Source organism: Mucilaginibacter rigui (assembly GCF_014773275.1).
In the GTDB taxonomy this organism is placed as follows: Bacteria; Bacteroidota; Bacteroidia; order Sphingobacteriales; family Sphingobacteriaceae; genus Mucilaginibacter; species Mucilaginibacter rigui_A.
The window spans coordinates 244,423-262,680 of sequence record NZ_JACWMW010000001.1 but is presented as its reverse complement, the minus strand read 5'-3'; the positions used below and the strand labels follow the sequence as shown (position 1 = coordinate 262,680).

Genomic DNA, 18,258 nt, shown 5'->3' with positions numbered 1-18,258 from the left:
TGCGGCTTTAAAAAAGTTTTAGTTAAAATTGCAATCATAATAACCCGCTGTTAATTGAAACGCACTTTCGCCATATTTTTTCTTGTTATTTACTTCTTTAACTGGGGAGGATACATGCTGTTGCAAAATTATATGGTGGCACAGACAGACAGGCGCATGAACGAACTCATCAGCCATGACCTGTATGACCCTAACAAACTGGTTGAGGTTAAGGTAAAGCAAAACCTGCCCGGTATAAACGAATGGGCCGATTATAAAAATGTAAGCGGCTCCATACAGCTAAAAAACGCATGCTATAACTACGTAAAGCTTAAATTCACCAAGGATACGCTTTATGTGATGTGCGTACCCAACTACGAAAAAACCAAGCTGATAGATAACAACGTTATTTACGCCAGGCAGGTGAACGATATCCCTACGGATAAAACTAAAGATGCCGCAAAAAAAGCCGGCGCCGATAAAACTTACGACCACCCGCAACTGGTGATGAATTTTATGCGCTTTAAAGATACCCCTCCTGCAGGTATTAACAGAGTATATCAGTTATCTGCCGATCCATTCATCGCAACGCCTGCACAGCCTCCCGAAGTATTAAGTTAATCCAACAATCTTAGTATCCTCATTTATTCCGCATGGTGTTTTATACCATGTGCGGGTGCTATTTTATTAAATTTTATTTTAATACTTCAACATTCATAAAATGAAACACTTATATAAAACCCTGCTTACAGCGGCTATAACGGCTTATGTATGCCAGGTACATGCACAAAAAATCACCAAAGACACCATCAGGCTGGATAGCGTATTGATCAAAGAATCGCGCAGCAAAAACCTGCCAGATGTATCCGGCAATTATATCTTCGCCGGTAAAAAAACCAATATTATTTATGCCGACCCGGGCAAGGCAAACTTAGCAGGCAACAACGCGCGTACTTTATTTGCGCAGGTACCGGGCGTTAATGTTTGGGAAATGGATGGCGCAGGCCTGCAGCTAAACATTGGTACACGTGGTACCGATATGCACCGTTCTATAGAAACCAATGTTAGGCAAAACGGCTACAACACCAACTCGGATGTGGTTGGGTACCCCGAAAATCACTACAACATGCCGTTCCAGGCCATTGGCGAGGTGCAGTATGTTCGTGGTGCGTCATCTCTGCAGTTTGGCAGCCAGTTTGGCGGTATGGTAAATTTTAAAATTAAACAGCCGGATACTACCAAAACGTTTGGTTTTGAGAGCGAGCAAACCGTTGGGAGCAACCGTTTCTTTAACTCATACAATGCCATTGGCGGTAAAGCAGGCAAGGTGAGCTACTATGCGTATTTTGATGCCCGCAGCGGTGATGGCTGGCGGCCCGATGCAGCATTTAACTACCGTGCCTATTATGCCAGCATCAAGTACCAGTTCAATACAAAAGGCAGCTTGTCGTTCCAGTTCTCCCGGTCTGATTATGTGCAGCAAATTGCGGGTGGTTTAACTGATGATATGTACAATGCCACAGCCAGGCAATCAAACCGTTTTCGTAATTTCTTTAAACCGGCTATTAATATCCCGGCATTAATTTTCAATTATAACTTTAGCAATAGTACTAAGTTAGAGGTTACATCGCATGTACTTTTTGGTGAGCGCAGCAGCGTGCAGTTTATAGCGCCATCAAACGTGGCCGATGTGGTTAACCCTGCCTTAGGCACTTACAACCCGCGCCAGGTAGACCGCGACCATTATAAAAGCTTTACAACCGAAGCTCGTTTATTACACAACTATACCTTTGGAAGTGTAAGCAGCACGCTTACTACCGGTTTAAGATATGCTAATGGCTCAACCCATCGCCAGCAAAAAGGCGTAGGTACAACCGCTACTGATTTTGATTTGAGCCTAATTAAAGATTACGGCATCAATCTTGACCTTAACGCCATTAACTACGCGGCATTTGTAGAGAACATTTTCCGCATAACCAACAAATTTTCGTTTACGCCGGGCGTGCGTTACGAGGGTATTAAAACAACTATTGATGGTGTGGTGAACAACCGCAGCACCAATGTAAATTATAAACGTGACCGCAGTTTCCCATTGTTTGGCGCCGGCCTGCAATACCAGGTGAGCAACACCACCCAGCTTTACGGAAACTTCTCGCAGGCTTACCGCCCGTACATTTATGCCGCTGTTACCCCGGCCGACCAGCTAACCCTTGTTGACCCTAACATGAAAGACAGCCGTGGTTATAATGCCGACCTGGGTTACCGTGGCAAATTGGGCCAGGCTTTTACCTTTGATGTGAACGGCTTTTTTGTACGCTACGGTAACCGCGCAGGTACTTTAACCGTGCAGGATGCAGGCGGTGCAAACCATTTGTACTTAACCACTATTGGCAATGCCCAGACAAAAGGTGTTGAAGCTTACACCGAGCTATCACTGATCCGCGGTTTCAACCCGCAATCGGGCAGCGACCTGCGTTTGTTTAACACCCTTGCCTATACCCGTGGCAGGTACACCAGTGGCAGCATAAACAATGCGGGTGTGAACATTAGCCTTAAAGGCAATAAAATTGAAGGCACACCAGATTGGACCAACCGTACCGGCCTTACTTATTTAACCGGCCATATTACTTCAACCGTATTGTTCAGCTATGTAAGCAAACAGTTTAGTGATGCTAATAACACCACGTTTAACCCAACCGGTGCTACAGGTATAGTACCCGCCTATAAACTTGTGGACCTGGCGTTTAACTATAGTTTCCTGAAAAACTACCACGTTAATTTTAACATCAACAACCTAACCGATCAGAAATATTTTACGCGCCGCATAAACATGTACCCCGGCCCCGGCATTTTGCCGGGCGATGGGATCTCGTTTAACGTTGGTTTAGGGGTGAAACTTTAGCCCCCAGCCCCCTAAAGGGGGAGTTTTTGAAATGCTTAAATATTAATAAAGCCCAACCGTTTCGGGGTTGGGCTTTATTAATATAATTTTGCTCCCCCTTCAGGGGCTGGGCGCTTATACATGTTTCTTCACTATCCCGAACAATGCTTCCAGGTCGAATGGTTTTTTGAGGTATCCGTCAGATAATCCTTCTTTAGCCAGTTCGGCTATATTGCTTACTGCCGATACGATTATAACCGGGATATGGCTTGTTTTAGGGTCTGATTTTAGTTCGCGGCTTAGCTGCTGCCCGTTGGCATCACTTTTCCAATCGGTAAGCCAGTTATCCAGCAGTATCAGGTCTGGCTGGTGCTTGTCTATAAACTTCAGGATCCTGGAATTATCGGACGATATAACTTCATACCCCTCGCTTTCGAGTGCGTAGGTTATGGTATCTCTTATATCCTTATCATCCTCAATAACCAAAATCTTCTTAGCCATAGTTATACAAAATTATATTTAATCAGTTTACCCCCAATAGTAATAAAGGGTAAATGTTTCTTTTTAATTATAACAATAAACTATAAATATTGTTTATCAACATAAAAGCAAACCTCGTTTTAAATTAGCCGTGTAAGTATTTTTACGTCGGCAGGGTTTACCAGCAAAGCCGGCGAAATATGGACAAAATATTTATAGTGCGCAGTTTCCATGTGGCGGCTTAGGGCTTCCTCATCTATCCACTCCTCTTCAATCACATATTTGGTGGGCTCGTCCTTATACTGATATAATTCGCAGGCTAAGCAGCCCGTTTCTTTCTTTGACGTTTCCACCAGTTTCTTCAGTTCTGTATCAAACGCTCCTTCTGCATCTTTTTTGCAATGCATAGAGGCAAGTAAGCCAATGCTCATGGTATCTGTATTTATGAAATATAACGGCAAAGCGTGGGCTATTGTTTATCTATCAATTGTAATTTTGTTTATACAAAAGGGCTTTTTGATACTAATGGGGCATTTGGGGGTGCTATCGGGTTTACTCAGCCCTACTGCGCTGCGCTGGTCGACCCTCTCTGCTACGCAAAGAGGGTGAGGATAAAAAATAATTAGCCCTCTTTCCGCGCAGCGAAGAGAGGGCGGTCGAGCGGTGCAATGACCGGTTAAGTTAATTAATAAAGCGTTGATCGCTTATATATCCCCGTCTAAATTAAAGCAGTTGCGGCAACGGGCTTCGTAGCTTTCTTTTTCGCCAAGCAATATCTGGCTTTCATTAGGTACCAAACGGTACGAATATATAGCCTGCTGGCCGCATTTTACGCATACGGCATGCAGCTTGGTAACCGAATCGGCCATGGCCATTAACTTTGGCATAGTGCCAAATGGGCGGCCTTTAAAATCCATATCCAAACCGGCTACAATAACACGCACACCGCTATTGGCCAGGGCCTGCACAACCTCTGGAAGTTCTTCATCAAAAAACTGGGCTTCGTCAATCCCAACCACCTGGATATGGGCGGCGAGCGGCAAAATTTCGGCTGCTTTACCAACGGCTTTTGAGGGGATAGAATTGAGATTATGCGATACCAGGGCGCTTTTATCGTAGCGTGTATCGGCTACCGGGCTAAAAATTTCAACATTCACTTTTGCGATACGCGCGCGGTTAACCCGCCTGATCAGCTCTTCGGTTTTACCCGAAAACATTGACCCACAGACCACTTCAATACTCCCGCCAATCTCATTTCTTCTTTTAAAAACTTCCTCGGTATACAATCTCTCTGAACTTTAGTGAGGGGCTAATATCAGAATTTTATGCTATTTTTGGGAAGCAATTTCCTAACATTAAAGCCATGAAGCAGCAGGAAGTATTTAGAAAGACCGGCGAAATATTAAAAGAACTTAGCGACCAGTACGAGGACCTGAAAAGCACTCCCGACAACCTCAACGACCTGGAACTTGAACTGTTTATTGCCAACGCCCACTTTTTAATAGACCATGCCGAAATATTAAGAAAGCTTAACCTTCAAAAGCTACAGGTGCAGCATACTTTGCCACCGCATATTGAAGAACCACAGGCAATACAACGGGTAATTGAAGAACCGAAGGCACCAGTTGCAGAGGAGCCAAAAGCACCCATTATTACGCCAGAAGCAAAAAAAACCGCCGCAGGTGAACCAAAATACTTTGAGCCACTTGTACAGCAGGTAAAACCCGTTATTGAACGCACACCGTTTAAGTTACCTGAAAAACCGGCACAGCCCGAGCCCATACAACTGGAAATAACCCCGACTGAAGAAGAACAACCTACGCCACAGATTGACCTGCATACCGGGAGTGATAAAGACAGCTACTCGTTTGAACGTGAAGAACCGGAAGTGATAAAACACGAACTGATAATTGACGAAGCCGACGATTGGGACGAGGAAGAACAAGTTATACCCCTTGTAACAGAAGACAAAACCAGGAAATTTCCGCAGGTTACTATGGAAAACATTTTAGACGATGAGCCTAAAATAACCGATGAGCCAAAAGCCGACGAAACCCAGGAACCTAATATTGTACCAACCAACCCCGAGCCGGTTATTGATAACACCCCAAAGGTTAAGGAAGAAGAGCCTGTTAAGGAAACCAAGCCGCTCTCATTTAACGAGCGGATGTCAGCACAATTAAAGGGGCAGCAAACCGCACAGGCAGAACCTGCACAGGCGCCTATACAGGATATTAAAGCGGCCATAAGCCTGAATGATAAACTACTTTTTGTAAAAGACCTGTTTAACGGTTACAGCCTTGCTTACAGCGAAGCTATTGAGATTGTGAACCGCTTTACCAGTTTTGAAGAAGCCGATCGTTTCCTGAAAACTAATTATGTTACCAAAAACAATTGGGAAGGTAAAAAAGCTACCGCCGATAAATTTTACGCGCTGCTGAAAAGGCGCTACGCGTGATTTATCCCCATCCGGTTCGAATCCAGTTTTAACAGGATAAACAGCAATACGGTAAAGCTCCATAAAGACGAACCGCCATAACTGATGAATGGCAGCGGGATACCTATTACCGGCATATAACCAATGGCCATAGCTATGTTAATAACAACGTGGCAAAAGATGATTGATGCCACGCCATACCCATATATCCGCGAGAATGGCGCGCGCTGCCGCTCGGCTATCAGTATAATCCGCAGCAGTAAAAACAGGTATAAACCCAGCACTGTTACCGATCCCGCAAAGCCCCACTCCTCGCCTATAGTGCAAAATATAAAGTCGGTGCTTTGCGCCGGTACAAATGAGTACTTGGTTTGTGTACCCTGTAAATAGCCTTTACCCCATACCCGGCCCGAGCCAATAGCAATTTTTGATTGATTTTGATTGTAGCCTACGCCACGCAGATCTTTAGTAAGCCCAAGCACCTCATCTATACGTACACGCTGGTGCGGTTTTAATACATGGTAATACAGCGGCTTTACGCAAAATATAAACCCTACAGATAATACCAGCGCAATAGTAAGCCCGGTAGCAAACTTACGGTTACGGCCAAACATAAACAGCAGCAGCCCAGCAACAGCAACCAGCGCAATAATGATAAACCATACATTCACCAGTAATGACGATATAAACAGCGTTGCCAGCAGCCCAATTACAATAAGGAAATAAGCCGATAAACCCTCGCGGTACAATACAAATATGAGTGAACAGAACACCAGTGTAGAGCCATCATCAGGTTGGAGTTTGATCAGCATCATGGGCAGCAATATGATACCGCCCGCTATCAGGAATGATTTTGGATCCGTAACCTTTACATTAGTAGCGCTAAGGTATCGCGCCAGCAAAAGGCAGGTAGCAAATTTGGCAAACTCCGATGGTTGGAGCCTAAAACCGCCCCCCATATCTATCCAGGCCTGGTTACCGCCCACATTGTGCCCGGCTACAAGCACCAGTATCAATAAAAGTACCGTAACAATATAAAATATAGGCGCCAGTGCCGAAAGGAACCGGCTCTCCAGTAAGAGAATAACGGTACCAATTACCAGCGCCGAAACAATGAAGATAAACTGTTTGCCGTATTCGGTGTCCATATCCAATATGCTGGGGTGGTTCTCATCAAATACCGCGGCGTGGATATTGAACCAGCCAATAACACATAACGACAGGTAGATAAGCACCGTTACCCAATCCACATTTAAAAAGAAACTACGCTGATTATTCATTTTCTTTTCGTTTCGGCAGCATGGCGGTTAATACATTACCCGCATTTTTAGCAGGTTTATTTTGCGCCGATTTAAGGCCAATTTGTTTTACAGAATCGGCTTTGCGTTTTCTAAGCGAATCGGCTGTTACCTTTTTAAGGCTGTCGGCTTTTATTTTTGCCTTATCGGCAGGTTTTACAACAATCTCGGGCAGCAGGTTTTTATTAATATAATATTCAGGGAAAATACCCGACGGTCGTTTAGATATGCTGCCCCGTAAATACTGCTCCACTATAAAGCTGGCAATTGGTGCCGCCCAGGTGGCCCCCTGGCCTGAGTTTTCAACCACAACCGCTATGGCTATCTTTGGGTTATCGCGCGGTGCAAAAGCAACAAAAACGGAGTTATCATTCTTGTTCTTCACCTCGGCAGTACCTGTTTTTCCGCACATGATGATGCCCGGTATTTTTGAGCTGCTGGCCGTGCCATATTCCACTACGTTTTGCATCCCGTTTATAACGGGTTCAAAATACTGCGAATCTACTCCTACATAATTGCGCAGGGTATATTCTTTACGTATTACCTGCTTATCGCCAATAGCCTTAATTAAATGCGGTTTATAGTAATAACCATGATTGGCAATGGTAGCTTCAATATTAGCCAGTTGCAACGGTGTGGCCAGTAACTCTCCCTGGCCAATACCTAACGATATTACCGTGCTTGAGCGCCATCCGCCTTTACCATAAACTTTATCGTAGTATGCAGCCTTGGGCAAGTTGCCCCTGTTTTCATTAGGCATATCAAGCCCTAACTTTGAGCCAAGGCCAAACTTAGCCACATTATTACGCCAGTAGTTAAATGCTGTATCGGTATTGCGGGCGCCCTGGCGGTTAATCAGTTTTTCAAAAACCATGTCGAAATACCCGTTGCATGAATGGGCTACGGCGCTGGCCAGGTTTACATCGCCATGCACCTCGCCATGAAAACATTTAATGCGGCGGTTACCAGACTGGTAGTACCCGGAGCAATGATATATAGTTTGCGGCGTTATCACACCCTCCTGCATTGCTATAAGCGCGCTTAGCGGTTTAAAAGACGAGCCCGGGGGGTAATAGGCTTGTACAGGGCGGGTAAAAAATGGCTTGTATGGATCTTTATACAATTTGGCAGCATTGTTACCACGCTCGCGGCCAACCAGCAAATTGGGGTTGTAAGTAGGGCTGCTTACATAACAAAGTATCTCGCCGGTTGATGGTTCAATTGCAACTATACCACCCACTTTATTCTGCATCAGTTTTTCGCCCAGTTTTTGGATCTTCATATCCAGTGACGATATCAGGCGTTCGCCGGCAACAGCAGCAGTATCATAAGCACCATTGGCATAACTACCTTTTGGTGTGTTATGCGAATCGTATATTAAGTTGCGCACCCCCCGCTGCCCGCGTAATATGCTTTCGTATGATTTTTCAACACCGCTTATGCCCACATAATCGCCCGGGCTGTAATAGCCACCCGAACGTTTGATGATAGCGTCTGTAACCTCACCTATATAACCCAAAAACTGAGATGCGGCGGAGTCCGGATATGATCGCAGTGACCTTTTCTGGGTATCAAACCCGGGAAACTCCGACAAACGTTCCTGGAATGATGCGTATTGTTGTGCCGATACTTGTTTTTCGAAAATTGATGTACGATAGGGCGAGTAAACCCTGGCCTTGGCCATACGCTTATCAAAACCTTCGCGATCAATACCCAACAGTTTGCAAAACTCAACCGTATCAAAAGCTTTTACCTGTTTTGGCACCACGGTAATATCATAAACGGGTTCGTTCTCTACCATTATTTTGCCATAACGGTCAAGTATAGGCCCGCGGGCAGGATACTGGATGTTTCGGCGCATTACGTTATTCTGCGCGTATAAAAAGTAGCGGTCATCAACCACCTGTATGTAAAACAGCCGGCCTAATAATACCAATATCAGGGCTATAAATATCCCCGCTATTACATATCTCCGCTCAAAAAAATTATTCATTTATTTACGCTCTTTTTTTCTGAAAAACAACAAGCCCGAAACCAGCATCAAAAATACAGTAAATACTGAACTCAATAAAAAGCGGCTTAGTGTGTACCCTATCTCGCTGAACCTAAAAACTTCCAGGTTAAACAAAAAGAAATGGTGAAAAAGCGTAAGTACAAGCGCGTAGGTAAAAAACCACCTGAAACCCATAATACTCAGGGTGGGCTCGGGTTCGTTATCAAAGCCATCCTTTTGTACGGTAATGCTGATGAACAGCACCCTTACAAGGGCCAGCAGCGTACAGGCCGCAGCATGCAGCCCCGGTGTATCATAAAAGGCATCAATGGTTAACCCTAATATAAACGCCAGTGCAAAAAGCAGCAGGTTTGGTGTTTCGAACGGCAACAGCACTATAAACAGGATATACAGGTACGGGGTTGACAGGTTGTAAAGCGTGATGTTCTTTAACAGAAAAACCTGCAGCAACACCAGCACTATAAAGCGAACCAGGTTTATTAAGATTATCCTACTCATCAGCTTTTTTCTCCTGTGCTTCTAAGGTAATTTGCTCAATAGCAAACTTGTTTATAACCACGTAAACATACTCCAGTTTACTAAAATCAACCGCCAGGGCAACTTCCATATTCAGGAAAAAGCCACCGCCCTTGGTTGTAAGTTTACTTACCTTACCCAAAGGGATGCCTGCCGGGAAAAGTGAAAGGTCTGATGTTACCACCATTTCGCCAATTTTTGGCTGGGCGTTGTTTGATACATCAACCAGTAAACCGCTGTGCGGGTTAAGGTCATCTCCCCATTGCAAATAGCCAATTTCTTTACTACCGGCCAGCATGGCGCTAAAGCGCGAATCTTTATGCAGCAGGGATTGTACTATTGATAAATGCTCACCCACAAAAACAACCTTACCTACAACACCCTGCCCATTTATTACCCCCATGCCTTTTACAATGCCATCATGGCTGCCCCGGCTTATGGTTAAATAATTGTTGCGTTTGTTGATAGAGTTGCTAATAACCTGCGCCTCAATGTAGCTGTACTGCTGCTTATAAATAGTATCGGTTACGCTATGTTTTGCAACCGTATCTACATATTTTGATGAACGCAACTGGTTACGCAGTTCGGCATTCTCTTTTGCCAATTTATCGTTAACCTCTTTTAAGCTCAAATAGCCCTTAAATTCATCTGCCTTAGCATATAAATTACCCGTAACCTTGTTAGTGCTGTTTATAAAAGACGCCTTTTGAAAAGAGTTGTATTTGATATAGATAAGCAACGAGCTTATCATAAAAATAAGGAACAGGAAGAATGCGTTGTACTTGGTGATAAATATCAGGAGGTTACGCATGTTTCAGAGAGTGGTTGATTGGGGGAATGGTGAATAGTTATTGAAGCGGCCATAACCACTCTCTAATAACCATTCACCACTCACTAATCATCTATTGCATTAAAAACTTAAAGTTACCTATATTTTTAAGAGCTGTGCCTGTACCGCGTACTACAGCGCGAAGCGGATCTTCGGCAACGTGTACCGGCAGTTTGGTTTTGGCAGCCACGCGTTTATCAAGCCCGCGCAGCAAAGCACCACCACCGGTTAAGTAAATACCTGTCTGGTAAATATCCGCAGAAAGCTCGGGCGGGGTTATCTCCAGCGCTTTCAAAATCGCTTCCTCAATTTTTGAGATCGATTTATCAAGGCAATGCGCAATCTCGGTGTACGATACGGTGATCTGTTTAGGAACACCTGTCATCAGGTCGCGGCCCTGTACCGCAAAATCTGCAGGTGGTTCAGAAAGCTCAGGCAATGCCGCGCCTACTTCAATCTTTATTTTCTCGGCAGTACGGTCACCAATCATGATGTTATGCTGGCGACGGATGTATTGAACGATATCAGAGTCGAAGTTATCGCCAGCAACACGGATAGACTGGTCGCAAACGATACCCGAAAGGGCAATAACCGCAATTTCGGTAGTACCACCACCAATATCAATGATCATGTTACCCATAGGCTCTTCTACATCAATACCTATACCTACGGCAGCAGCCATTGGTTCATATATCAGGTACACTTCTTTGGCACCTGCAATTTCGGCGCTATCGCGTACCGCACGTTTCTCAACCTCGGTAATACCCGATGGGATACAGATAACCATACGTAATGATGGGAAGAACCATCCTTTACCCTGGTTAATCATCTTGATCATGCCGCGTATCATTAACTCGGCAGCGTTAAAGTCGGCAATTACACCATCTTTTAGCGGGCGCACGGTGCGGATGTTATCGTGGGTTTTACCCTCCATCTGCATAGCCTGGCGGCCAATGGCAATTACTTTGTTTGTTGTACGGTCAAAGGCCACAATAGATGGCTCATCAACAACAACTTTATCATTATGTATGATGAGGGTATTTGCGGTACCCAAATCAATGGCTATCTCTTGAGTGAAAAAATTAAATAAACCCATGTGGCGTTATTTCAAATTAGCGGCAACGTTAATATTCTGGACAGTTTTGGCGCCAAATAACACGGGCGCCGTAATCGTGTAAATTAGTAATTAATAACTCTATTTTTTAATAATTCGTATTAAGGGTTAGTGATTTGTTATCAGTTACCTGTTATTAGTCTTTATTAACTAATCACTAATTAACTAACCTCTAATAACTAAAATTTAGTGTTTAAAATGCCTTACCCCTGTAGTAACCATGGCAATGCCTTTTTGGTTACACATGTTGATGGAGTCCTGGTCTTTTATAGAACCACCTGGCTGTAAAACCGCTGTGATGCCTGCATCGGCAGCTATCTCCACACAATCAGGGAAGGGGAAGAAAGCATCAGATGCCATCACGGCACCTTTCAGGTCAAACCCAAAACTTTCTGCCTTGATGATAGCCTGTTTCAAAGAATCAACCCTTGAGGTTTGGCCAACACCGCTTGCCATTAACTGGTTGTTTTTAACAAAAACAATGGTATTTGATTTGGTATGCTTAACCACTTTATTGGCAAAATACAGGTCGCGCAGTTCGTGCCCGGTCGCTTTTTTATCGGTAACCGAATTCATTTGTGCCGGGCCTTCAACAACAAGGTCTTTATCCTGCTCTATAACACCGTTCAGCAAAGTTTTAAATTGCTTAAGCGGCAGCTCAACCGGCTGGCGAACCAATACGATACGGTTCTTTTTAGCCGATAGGATTTGTACTGCTTCGTCAGTAAAGGCAGGAGCAATTAATACTTCGTAAAATATCTTGTCAATCTCAGTAGCGGTAGCAGCGTCAATCTCATCATTGGCGATGATAACACCACCAAATGCCGAAACCGGGTCGCAAGCCAAAGCATCGATCCAGGCTTCCTTTATAAACGAACGCGAAGCTATGCCGCAGGCGTTTGTATGTTTTAATATAGCAATAGTAGGCTCGGTAAACTCATCAATAAGGGCAACAGCTGCATCAACATCAACCAGGTTGTTGTATGATAGTTCCTTACCGTTAAGTTTGTTGAACATGGCATCAAGGTTCCCATAGAAGGTCCCTTTTTGATGCGGGTTTTCTCCGTAACGTAAAACCTGGCTGGTTTGGATGCTTTGTTTAAAAACAGGCATCGGCTCGGTTTGGTCAAAGTACTGGAAAATGTGCGTATCGTAGTTTGATGAGATATTAAATGCTTTTTGGGCAAAACGGCGGCGCTGATCAATTGTGGTTGCACCATTTTGTGTTTTCAGGATCTCTTCCAGTTCGCTGTAATCGTTCTTGGAAGCAAGGATAACCACATCCTTAAAGTTTTTGGCTGCCGCGCGGATAAGCGAGATGCCGCCAATATCAATTTTCTCGATAATATCCTCCTGGCCGGCACCCGAGTTTACCGTTTCTTCAAACGGATAAAGATCAACAATTACCAGGTCAATTTCCGGGATCTCGTACTGGGCCAGTTGCTGCTCATCGCTATCAAAACTTCTGCGGGCAAGGATACCGCCAAACACCTTTGGGTGCAGGGTTTTTACACGGCCGCCAAGGATTGACGGGTACGAGGTAAGGTCCTCAACAGCAATCACATCAACACCAAGGTCGCGTATAAATGTTTCAGTACCACCGGTAGAATATATCTTTACACCAAGGCGGTTCAACTCATGAATTATTGGCTCGAGGTTGTCTTTGTAATAAACAGAAATCAGCGCGTTTTTTATTTGAACAGAATGACTCATTACGACAGGGAATTTTTGAGCCGCAAAGGTACGTATTAGTGATTAGTTTTTTTCAGGTTAATTAATGTAATTTTTAATTAGTTATGATAAATATTACAAAATGCTCAATAGCTTTATGCAAGAGAATACATTTTGCTAATTAGAGCATGACAACGGTTATCATCAATCGGATTATGATAAAAGAACACTACTTATGCAATTAGCTGAGGAACTTAGAAAATGCTGAAGCACAAAACATCGAAGAATTAAATGTGATGACATCAGCAGAAAGCAACTGATGAGGAGTTAATTAATTATTTTGAAAATGGCGCTGATACCGAAGCTATTGATATCGATATTACTTTCGCGAAGTATTCTGATTAGAAGTAATGAATTAATTGTTTACGAGATAATTCATGGTTCGTTAATGCGTAATCTCCCCCTCACTAACTCCTCATCTTCTTCAATAATCCCTCGATCACTTTCGGGAAATGCTGGTGCTCTAACTGCTGGCCTTTAAATTTCACCATTTCCAGGTTGTCGCCGGGTTCTATCTTAAAACGCGACTGGTGGATGATCTCGCCCTCATCAAACTGGGTGTTTACAAAGTGGATGGTAATGCCCGATTCTTCTTCCCCGGCTTCCAGCACGGCTTTGTGCACATTATCGCCATACATACCTTTACCACCAAATTTTGGCAATAGCGCAGGGTGCAGGTTAATGATCTTATTAGGGAAAGCATTTAGCAAACTTGGCGGCACCAGCCATAAAAAACCGGCAAGCACTATAATATCTACCTGCAGGTTTTTTAACAGACTGATAACATCGTCGGTATCATAAAACTCGTGGCGGGTAAATATATGCGATGGGATCTCGAAGTTATCGGCACGCTGCAATACGTAGGCCTGCGGGTTGTTGGTGAGTATCAACACAACTTCGGCATCGGCATTACGCTTAAAATGCTCCATTATTTTTTGAGCATTTGACCCGGACCCTGAAGCAAAAATGGCAATTCTCTTTTTCAAAATAGCTTGGTAGATTTTTTGTTTTACCGCAAAGTATAAATTTTTATCAAATTATTGCGTACCCACTGGCTTAATCCTCACAAAACCGTAAGTTCTTATGGTTCTTTTGTCGGTTGGGTTATAATATGTTTGTATATCGCCTGTTTCCATCACTAATGAATATTCACCTATATTAACAATGCGGCAATTTATAAAAGGTTGTTTGGTACCTGCAGAGGTAACTTCCGGATAAGTAATATTAGCATACAAAAAAAGCTTTGTATCCGATAGCGACCACGTACCACTTACGGTGCCTGCTTTATCATCAAAATTGGTATAAGAGCAGGTCATGTCCTTATTAAAAGCAAATATCTGTGTAGAGTCGGAAGGGATGGTATCCAGTGTAAGCCTCGATCCGCCCAGATACTTGGCCTCTTGTATAGATCCTAATTGCCACACACCCGTTGCGAACAAGCTTGGGATACTGGTTTGCTTTTCCTTTTTACACGAATTAAAAAAGAAGATTGCTACAAGCAACCCGGCCAGTAAAAGGTATTTCTTATTGTTGTTCATTTAAGCTGCAAAGATAGTTTACTTACGCAATTTCAAAAACTGCTTTATAATAACTATTTATCCCGCTAAATATTACAAGCCAATATAACCATGTAACATTATGCTACAATACATAAGCTGTTATATTTGCGTTATGCGGATACCTTACCAACAATTAAAAGCCGAATTTAAACGGGTATTGATTAGCCTTAATGTTAAAGATACCATTGCCGAAGCCTGTGCCGCCATCTTTGCCGATAACAGCCGCGACGGCGTATACAGCCATGGCCTAAACCGTTTCCCGGTTTTTGTTGAGTACATAAAAGAGCGCCTCATAAATATGGACGCCGTACCCACCCCGGTAAGCGCTTTTGGCGCCATTGAGCAATGGGATGGCAATATTGGCCCGGGTATGCTAAACGCCCGGTTTTGTATGGGCAGAGCCATTACCCTTGCCAAAGATAATGGTATAGGCTGCGTGGCTATCAAAAATACCAACCATTGGATGCGCGGCGGCACTTACGGTCTGCAAGCTGCCGAGGCCGGTTATATAGGTTTATGTTTTACCAATACCATTGCCAACCTGCCGCCATGGGGCGGTACCGAGCCACGGCTGGGTAACAACCCGCTTATTATTGCAATACCCCAAAAACAGGGGCATATTGTACTGGATATGGCCATCAGCCAGTTTTCGTTCGGTAAGCTTTGGCAATACCAGGCGCAGGGCAAGCAGTTACCTGTACCGGGCGGCTATGATAGTGCGGGTAATTTAACAACTGATACTACCGCAATAATGGACAGCAAACGCGCCCTGCCTATCGGGTTTTGGAAAGGCTCGGGCCTGTCGCTGGTTTTAGATCTGCTGGCTACTGTTTTAAGCGGAGGCGATTCTACCGCTGTCATCACCCAATCGGGCCGTAAGGAAACCGGGGTATCGCAGGTGTTCATAGCTATTAAAACCGATAATGGTAAAAACGCTTCGCTCATAGAGGAGATCATCAGCTATACCAAAAGTAACGAAGATGGTAACGAGATCCTTTTCCCGGGCGAAAACATGTTGCGCACGCGCGAGCAAAGTTTAAAGGAAGGGATTTTGGTGGATGAGAAGGCTTGGGAGGTTTTGAAGGGTTTGTAAATTTACAATTCTCCACTATTTCGGTTTCCGGTCCATATATCCGGGGTTCTACTGGTATGTAAAACAGCTATGATTACTACCTTTTTGCCCGGCTCATCAATTATATAATGTATCATAAAGGGAAACATATCTAATACTGCTGTTCTTACTTCATTATATCTTATAGCATATAAATAAGGGTTTTCTTTTACTATAGCTGTTATTTGGCGCACATGTAGTGTAAATCTTTTTCCCAGTTTCTCTTTTTTAGATTCATACCAGGAGGCGGCGTCTTTAATATCCTCTTTAGCAACAGGCAATAAAACCAACCTGTACATTACAGCCCTTTTTCAATTTCATCCATAGCGGCATCAAAATCCATCACGTGTGTCGGGTCATTTTTATAATCAGCCAAGCGCTTGTTTAAAACATCAACATGCCAACCAGGCACAGCTATTTCGGCCTGTTCAATACCCTTAAATTTACCTTTCAGTTCATTCCATTCTTCAATCGGAATAAACACACCCGTTGTTTCTCCTGTACTGTCGGAAATAAATTGTAAACTCATACTGTTAAACTTAATTGTACATAGTTAAAAGTAACGAAAACTATTTAAATAATGTTGTTCAAGAAAAATAGCTTGCAGATAAATTACGCTATCAACCCTTCAAACTTTTCCCAAAAACCATCTTTAGGCAGTGGAGCCACAATCAGTATGGGTTCGTTTTTTACCGGGTGGATAAATTGCAGGCGGCGGGCATGCAGGCAAATACTTTTACGCAGGCTGCCGCGCGGGTAACCATATTTATTATCGCCAACAATGGGGCACCCTAACGTTGATAGCTGCACCCTTATCTGGTGCGGGCGGCCGGTTATCGGGTCTACTTCTATTACATAGTAGCCATCCCGCTCCCCTACCAGTTTGTAATTCAGTTCAGACCGCTGGCTGCCGGCCACTTCTTTATCATGGGCTTTGGTTACGTTTTTCTGCGGGTTTTTGACCAGGTAATGCACCAGGTTACCAGCCTCGGGGTATGGGCGTTTGCGTACAATGGCATAATAGGTTTTATGCATTTCGCGCCCTTTAAACATTTTGTTAATACGCTCTAAAGCCTTGCTGGTTTTAGCGAACAGGATAACCCCGCTCACGGGCCTGTCTAAACGGTGAACAACACCCAGGAATGCGCCATTTGGCTTGTTGTATTTTTGGGCTATATACCTTTTAACCTTCTCGTCCAACGATTCGTCACCCGTATCATCAACCTGCACAATATCGCCCGCGCGCTTGTTTACCGCTATCAGGTGGTTATCCTCATACAGTATATCAGCATCGGTAATATCCTTACTTATATAGTTAAATTCTGGTCGTGCCATATGTTAAGTCGGAAGTCCGCAGTCCGGAAGCCCGAAAGTGTTTTTTCATTTGCACATCTGCATATTCGCACATGTGCACATCTTCTAATATTCTTCCTTCTCGTTAGGGAAGCTTTTTGCTTTTACGTCGCCAACGTAGTTGCTGATGGCATCGTTCATCACATCAAACAAATTGGCGTACTGGCGTAAAAAGCGGGGTTTAAACCCTTTATTTATACCCAGCATATCATGTATCACCAACACCTGCCCGTCGCAATGCTGGCCTGCGCCAATACCAATGGTTGGTATGCTGATTGATCTACTTACTTCGGCAGCTAATTTGGCCGGGATCTTTTCAAGCACTATCCCAAAACAACCAAGTTCCTGTAACTTCAGGGCATCCTCTTTAAGTTTAGCAGCTTCGGCTTCTTCTTTGGCACGTACGGTATAGGTACCAAATTTATAGATGGATTGCGGGGTTAAACCCAGGTGGCCCATTACCGGGATGCCTGCGGTTAGTATCCTGCTCACAGATTCTGCAATTTCTACGCCGCCCTCCATTTTAACCCCATGCGCACCGGCCTCCTTCATAATACGGATGGCTGATGCCAGCGCTTCTTTAGAGTTACCCTGGTATGAGCCAAAGGGAAGATCTACAATTACCAGTGCCCGCTTTGCCGCGCGTACTACTGATGATGCGTGGTAGATCATCTGGTCTAAGGTGATAGGCAGCGTGGTTTCGTGCCCGGCCATAACATTACTGGCCGAATCGCCCACCAGAATGATATCCATACCTGCGTTATCTACAATGGCGGCCATCGAATAATCGTAAGCTGTAAGCATGGCTATCTTTTCGCCACGGTTCTTCATTTCCTGCAATATATGCGTGGTAATGCGTTTAACTTCCCTGTTTACCGACATGGTATCTATTTAGTTTTTGTAGTGCAAAGGTAGGTTTTGATTTTAGAATTACGATTTTAGAATTACGATTTGGG

At 44.0% G+C, this 18,258-nt stretch carries 19 protein-coding genes; 4 read left to right on the top strand and 15 right to left on the bottom strand.

What is annotated here, in order from left to right; all coding sequences use genetic code 11:
• Positions 1-54: 54 nt before the first annotated feature.
• Positions 55-600 (top strand): hypothetical protein, encoded by a 546-nt coding sequence (locus tag IDJ75_RS01170; protein ID WP_191173789.1) that lies wholly within the window; start codon positions 55-57, stop codon positions 598-600.
• Between the two features lie 100 nt (positions 601-700).
• Positions 701-2,881, top strand: a complete 2,181-nt coding sequence (locus IDJ75_RS01165; RefSeq protein ID WP_191173788.1) for a TonB-dependent receptor family protein — start codon at positions 701-703, stop codon at positions 2,879-2,881.
• A gap of 114 nt (positions 2,882-2,995) precedes the next feature.
• On the opposite strand, the gene IDJ75_RS01160 is transcribed toward IDJ75_RS01165, so the two are convergent.
• The 3 genes from IDJ75_RS01160 to IDJ75_RS01150 form a co-directional block, all read right to left on the bottom strand.
• Complete coding sequence (locus IDJ75_RS01160) at positions 2,996-3,361, bottom strand: response regulator (protein ID WP_191173787.1); 366 nt, start codon at positions 3,359-3,361, stop codon at positions 2,996-2,998.
• A 119-nt stretch (positions 3,362-3,480) separates the two neighbouring features.
• Complete coding sequence (locus IDJ75_RS01155; protein ID WP_191173786.1) at positions 3,481-3,771, bottom strand: putative quinol monooxygenase; 291 nt, start codon at positions 3,769-3,771, stop codon at positions 3,481-3,483.
• A gap of 273 nt (positions 3,772-4,044) precedes the next feature.
• Positions 4,045-4,626: a thymidine kinase gene (locus tag IDJ75_RS01150; RefSeq protein WP_191173785.1), complete on the bottom strand. Its 582-nt coding sequence runs from the start codon at positions 4,624-4,626 to the stop codon at positions 4,045-4,047.
• A 77-nt stretch (positions 4,627-4,703) separates the two neighbouring features.
• Here IDJ75_RS01150 and IDJ75_RS01145 point away from each other — a divergent pair, with 77 nt between their 5' ends.
• Complete coding sequence (locus IDJ75_RS01145) at positions 4,704-5,798, top strand: hypothetical protein (RefSeq protein WP_191173784.1); 1,095 nt, start codon at positions 4,704-4,706, stop codon at positions 5,796-5,798.
• Here the strand turns inward: IDJ75_RS01145 and rodA are convergent.
• The 8 genes from rodA to IDJ75_RS01105 form a co-directional block, all read right to left on the bottom strand.
• A complete protein-coding gene (gene rodA, locus IDJ75_RS01140) occupies positions 5,789-7,057 on the bottom strand; it encodes a rod shape-determining protein RodA (RefSeq protein WP_191173783.1) in 1,269 nt (422 codons plus the stop codon). The two genes, IDJ75_RS01145 and rodA, sit on opposite strands and share 10 nt — an antisense overlap.
• Positions 7,050-9,068, bottom strand: a complete 2,019-nt coding sequence (gene mrdA, locus IDJ75_RS01135; protein WP_191173782.1) for a penicillin-binding protein 2 — start codon at positions 9,066-9,068, stop codon at positions 7,050-7,052. The genes rodA and mrdA overlap by 8 nt, the downstream gene beginning before the upstream one ends.
• On the bottom strand, positions 9,069-9,587 hold the full coding sequence (mreD, locus tag IDJ75_RS01130) for a rod shape-determining protein MreD (RefSeq protein ID WP_191173781.1): 519 nt from the start codon (positions 9,585-9,587) through the stop codon (positions 9,069-9,071).
• Positions 9,580-10,416 carry a rod shape-determining protein MreC gene (gene mreC, locus IDJ75_RS01125; protein WP_191173780.1) on the bottom strand — a complete coding sequence of 279 codons (837 nt, stop codon included), beginning with the start codon at positions 10,414-10,416 and terminating at the stop codon, positions 9,580-9,582. Before mreC ends, mreD begins: the two co-directional genes overlap by 8 nt.
• Before the next feature lie 91 nt (positions 10,417-10,507).
• Entirely contained in the window at positions 10,508-11,530 is a 1,023-nt protein-coding gene (locus tag IDJ75_RS01120; protein WP_067054626.1) for a rod shape-determining protein, read from the bottom strand.
• Between the two features lie 204 nt (positions 11,531-11,734).
• Entirely contained in the window at positions 11,735-13,261 is a 1,527-nt protein-coding gene (gene purH, locus IDJ75_RS01115) for a bifunctional phosphoribosylaminoimidazolecarboxamide formyltransferase/IMP cyclohydrolase (protein WP_191173779.1), read from the bottom strand.
• A 425-nt stretch (positions 13,262-13,686) separates the two neighbouring features.
• Positions 13,687-14,265: a phosphoribosylglycinamide formyltransferase gene (gene purN / locus IDJ75_RS01110; protein ID WP_191173778.1), complete on the bottom strand. Its 579-nt coding sequence runs from the start codon at positions 14,263-14,265 to the stop codon at positions 13,687-13,689.
• 51 nt (positions 14,266-14,316) lie between these two features.
• Complete coding sequence (locus tag IDJ75_RS01105) at positions 14,317-14,817, bottom strand: hypothetical protein (protein ID WP_191173777.1); 501 nt, start codon at positions 14,815-14,817, stop codon at positions 14,317-14,319.
• 133 nt (positions 14,818-14,950) lie between these two features.
• Between IDJ75_RS01105 and yiaK the strand changes: the two genes are divergently transcribed.
• Complete coding sequence (yiaK, locus tag IDJ75_RS01100; RefSeq protein ID WP_191173776.1) at positions 14,951-15,931, top strand: 3-dehydro-L-gulonate 2-dehydrogenase; 981 nt, start codon at positions 14,951-14,953, stop codon at positions 15,929-15,931.
• A gap of 2 nt (positions 15,932-15,933) precedes the next feature.
• Here yiaK and IDJ75_RS01095 read toward each other — a convergent pair whose 3' ends face one another.
• The 4 genes from IDJ75_RS01095 to panB all read right to left on the bottom strand — a co-directional run bounded on the left by IDJ75_RS01095 (position 15,934) and on the right by panB (position 18,184).
• A complete protein-coding gene (locus IDJ75_RS01095) occupies positions 15,934-16,248 on the bottom strand; it encodes a type II toxin-antitoxin system RelE/ParE family toxin (RefSeq protein ID WP_191173775.1) in 315 nt (104 codons plus the stop codon).
• Positions 16,248-16,478, bottom strand: coding sequence for an addiction module protein (locus IDJ75_RS01090; protein ID WP_191173774.1), 231 nt, complete (start codon positions 16,476-16,478; stop codon positions 16,248-16,250). Before IDJ75_RS01090 ends, IDJ75_RS01095 begins: the two co-directional genes overlap by 1 nt.
• A gap of 83 nt (positions 16,479-16,561) precedes the next feature.
• Positions 16,562-17,284: an RluA family pseudouridine synthase gene (locus tag IDJ75_RS01085; RefSeq protein ID WP_191173773.1), complete on the bottom strand. Its 723-nt coding sequence runs from the start codon at positions 17,282-17,284 to the stop codon at positions 16,562-16,564.
• 84 nt (positions 17,285-17,368) lie between these two features.
• Positions 17,369-18,184, bottom strand: a complete 816-nt coding sequence (gene panB, locus IDJ75_RS01080) for a 3-methyl-2-oxobutanoate hydroxymethyltransferase (protein WP_191173772.1) — start codon at positions 18,182-18,184, stop codon at positions 17,369-17,371.
• Positions 18,185-18,258: the final 74 nt, after the last annotated feature.

Bases quoted from the DNA above. Each gene is read 5' to 3' on its own strand.
- IDJ75_RS01165 (WP_191173788.1), top strand. From the start codon at position 701: ATGAAACACTTATATAAAACCCTGCTTACAGCGGCTATAACGGCTTAT.
- IDJ75_RS01160 (WP_191173787.1), bottom strand. From the start codon at position 3,361: ATGGCTAAGAAGATTTTGGTTATTGAGGATGATAAGGATATAAGAGAT.
- IDJ75_RS01155 (WP_191173786.1), bottom strand. From the start codon at position 3,771: ATGAGCATTGGCTTACTTGCCTCTATGCATTGCAAAAAAGATGCAGAA.
- IDJ75_RS01145 (WP_191173784.1), top strand. From the start codon at position 4,704: ATGAAGCAGCAGGAAGTATTTAGAAAGACCGGCGAAATATTAAAAGAA.
- rodA (WP_191173783.1), bottom strand. From the start codon at position 7,057: ATGAATAATCAGCGTAGTTTCTTTTTAAATGTGGATTGGGTAACGGTG.
- mrdA (WP_191173782.1), bottom strand. From the start codon at position 9,068: ATGAATAATTTTTTTGAGCGGAGATATGTAATAGCGGGGATATTTATA.
- mreD (WP_191173781.1), bottom strand. From the start codon at position 9,587: ATGAGTAGGATAATCTTAATAAACCTGGTTCGCTTTATAGTGCTGGTG.
- mreC (WP_191173780.1), bottom strand. From the start codon at position 10,416: ATGCGTAACCTCCTGATATTTATCACCAAGTACAACGCATTCTTCCTG.
- IDJ75_RS01120 (WP_067054626.1), bottom strand. From the start codon at position 11,530: ATGGGTTTATTTAATTTTTTCACTCAAGAGATAGCCATTGATTTGGGT.
- purH (WP_191173779.1), bottom strand. From the start codon at position 13,261: ATGAGTCATTCTGTTCAAATAAAAAACGCGCTGATTTCTGTTTATTAC.
- IDJ75_RS01105 (WP_191173777.1), bottom strand. From the start codon at position 14,817: ATGAACAACAATAAGAAATACCTTTTACTGGCCGGGTTGCTTGTAGCA.
- yiaK (WP_191173776.1), top strand. From the start codon at position 14,951: ATGCGGATACCTTACCAACAATTAAAAGCCGAATTTAAACGGGTATTG.
- IDJ75_RS01095 (WP_191173775.1), bottom strand. From the start codon at position 16,248: ATGTACAGGTTGGTTTTATTGCCTGTTGCTAAAGAGGATATTAAAGAC.
- IDJ75_RS01090 (WP_191173774.1), bottom strand. From the start codon at position 16,478: ATGAGTTTACAATTTATTTCCGACAGTACAGGAGAAACAACGGGTGTG.
- IDJ75_RS01085 (WP_191173773.1), bottom strand. From the start codon at position 17,284: ATGGCACGACCAGAATTTAACTATATAAGTAAGGATATTACCGATGCT.
- panB (WP_191173772.1), bottom strand. From the start codon at position 18,184: ATGTCGGTAAACAGGGAAGTTAAACGCATTACCACGCATATATTGCAG.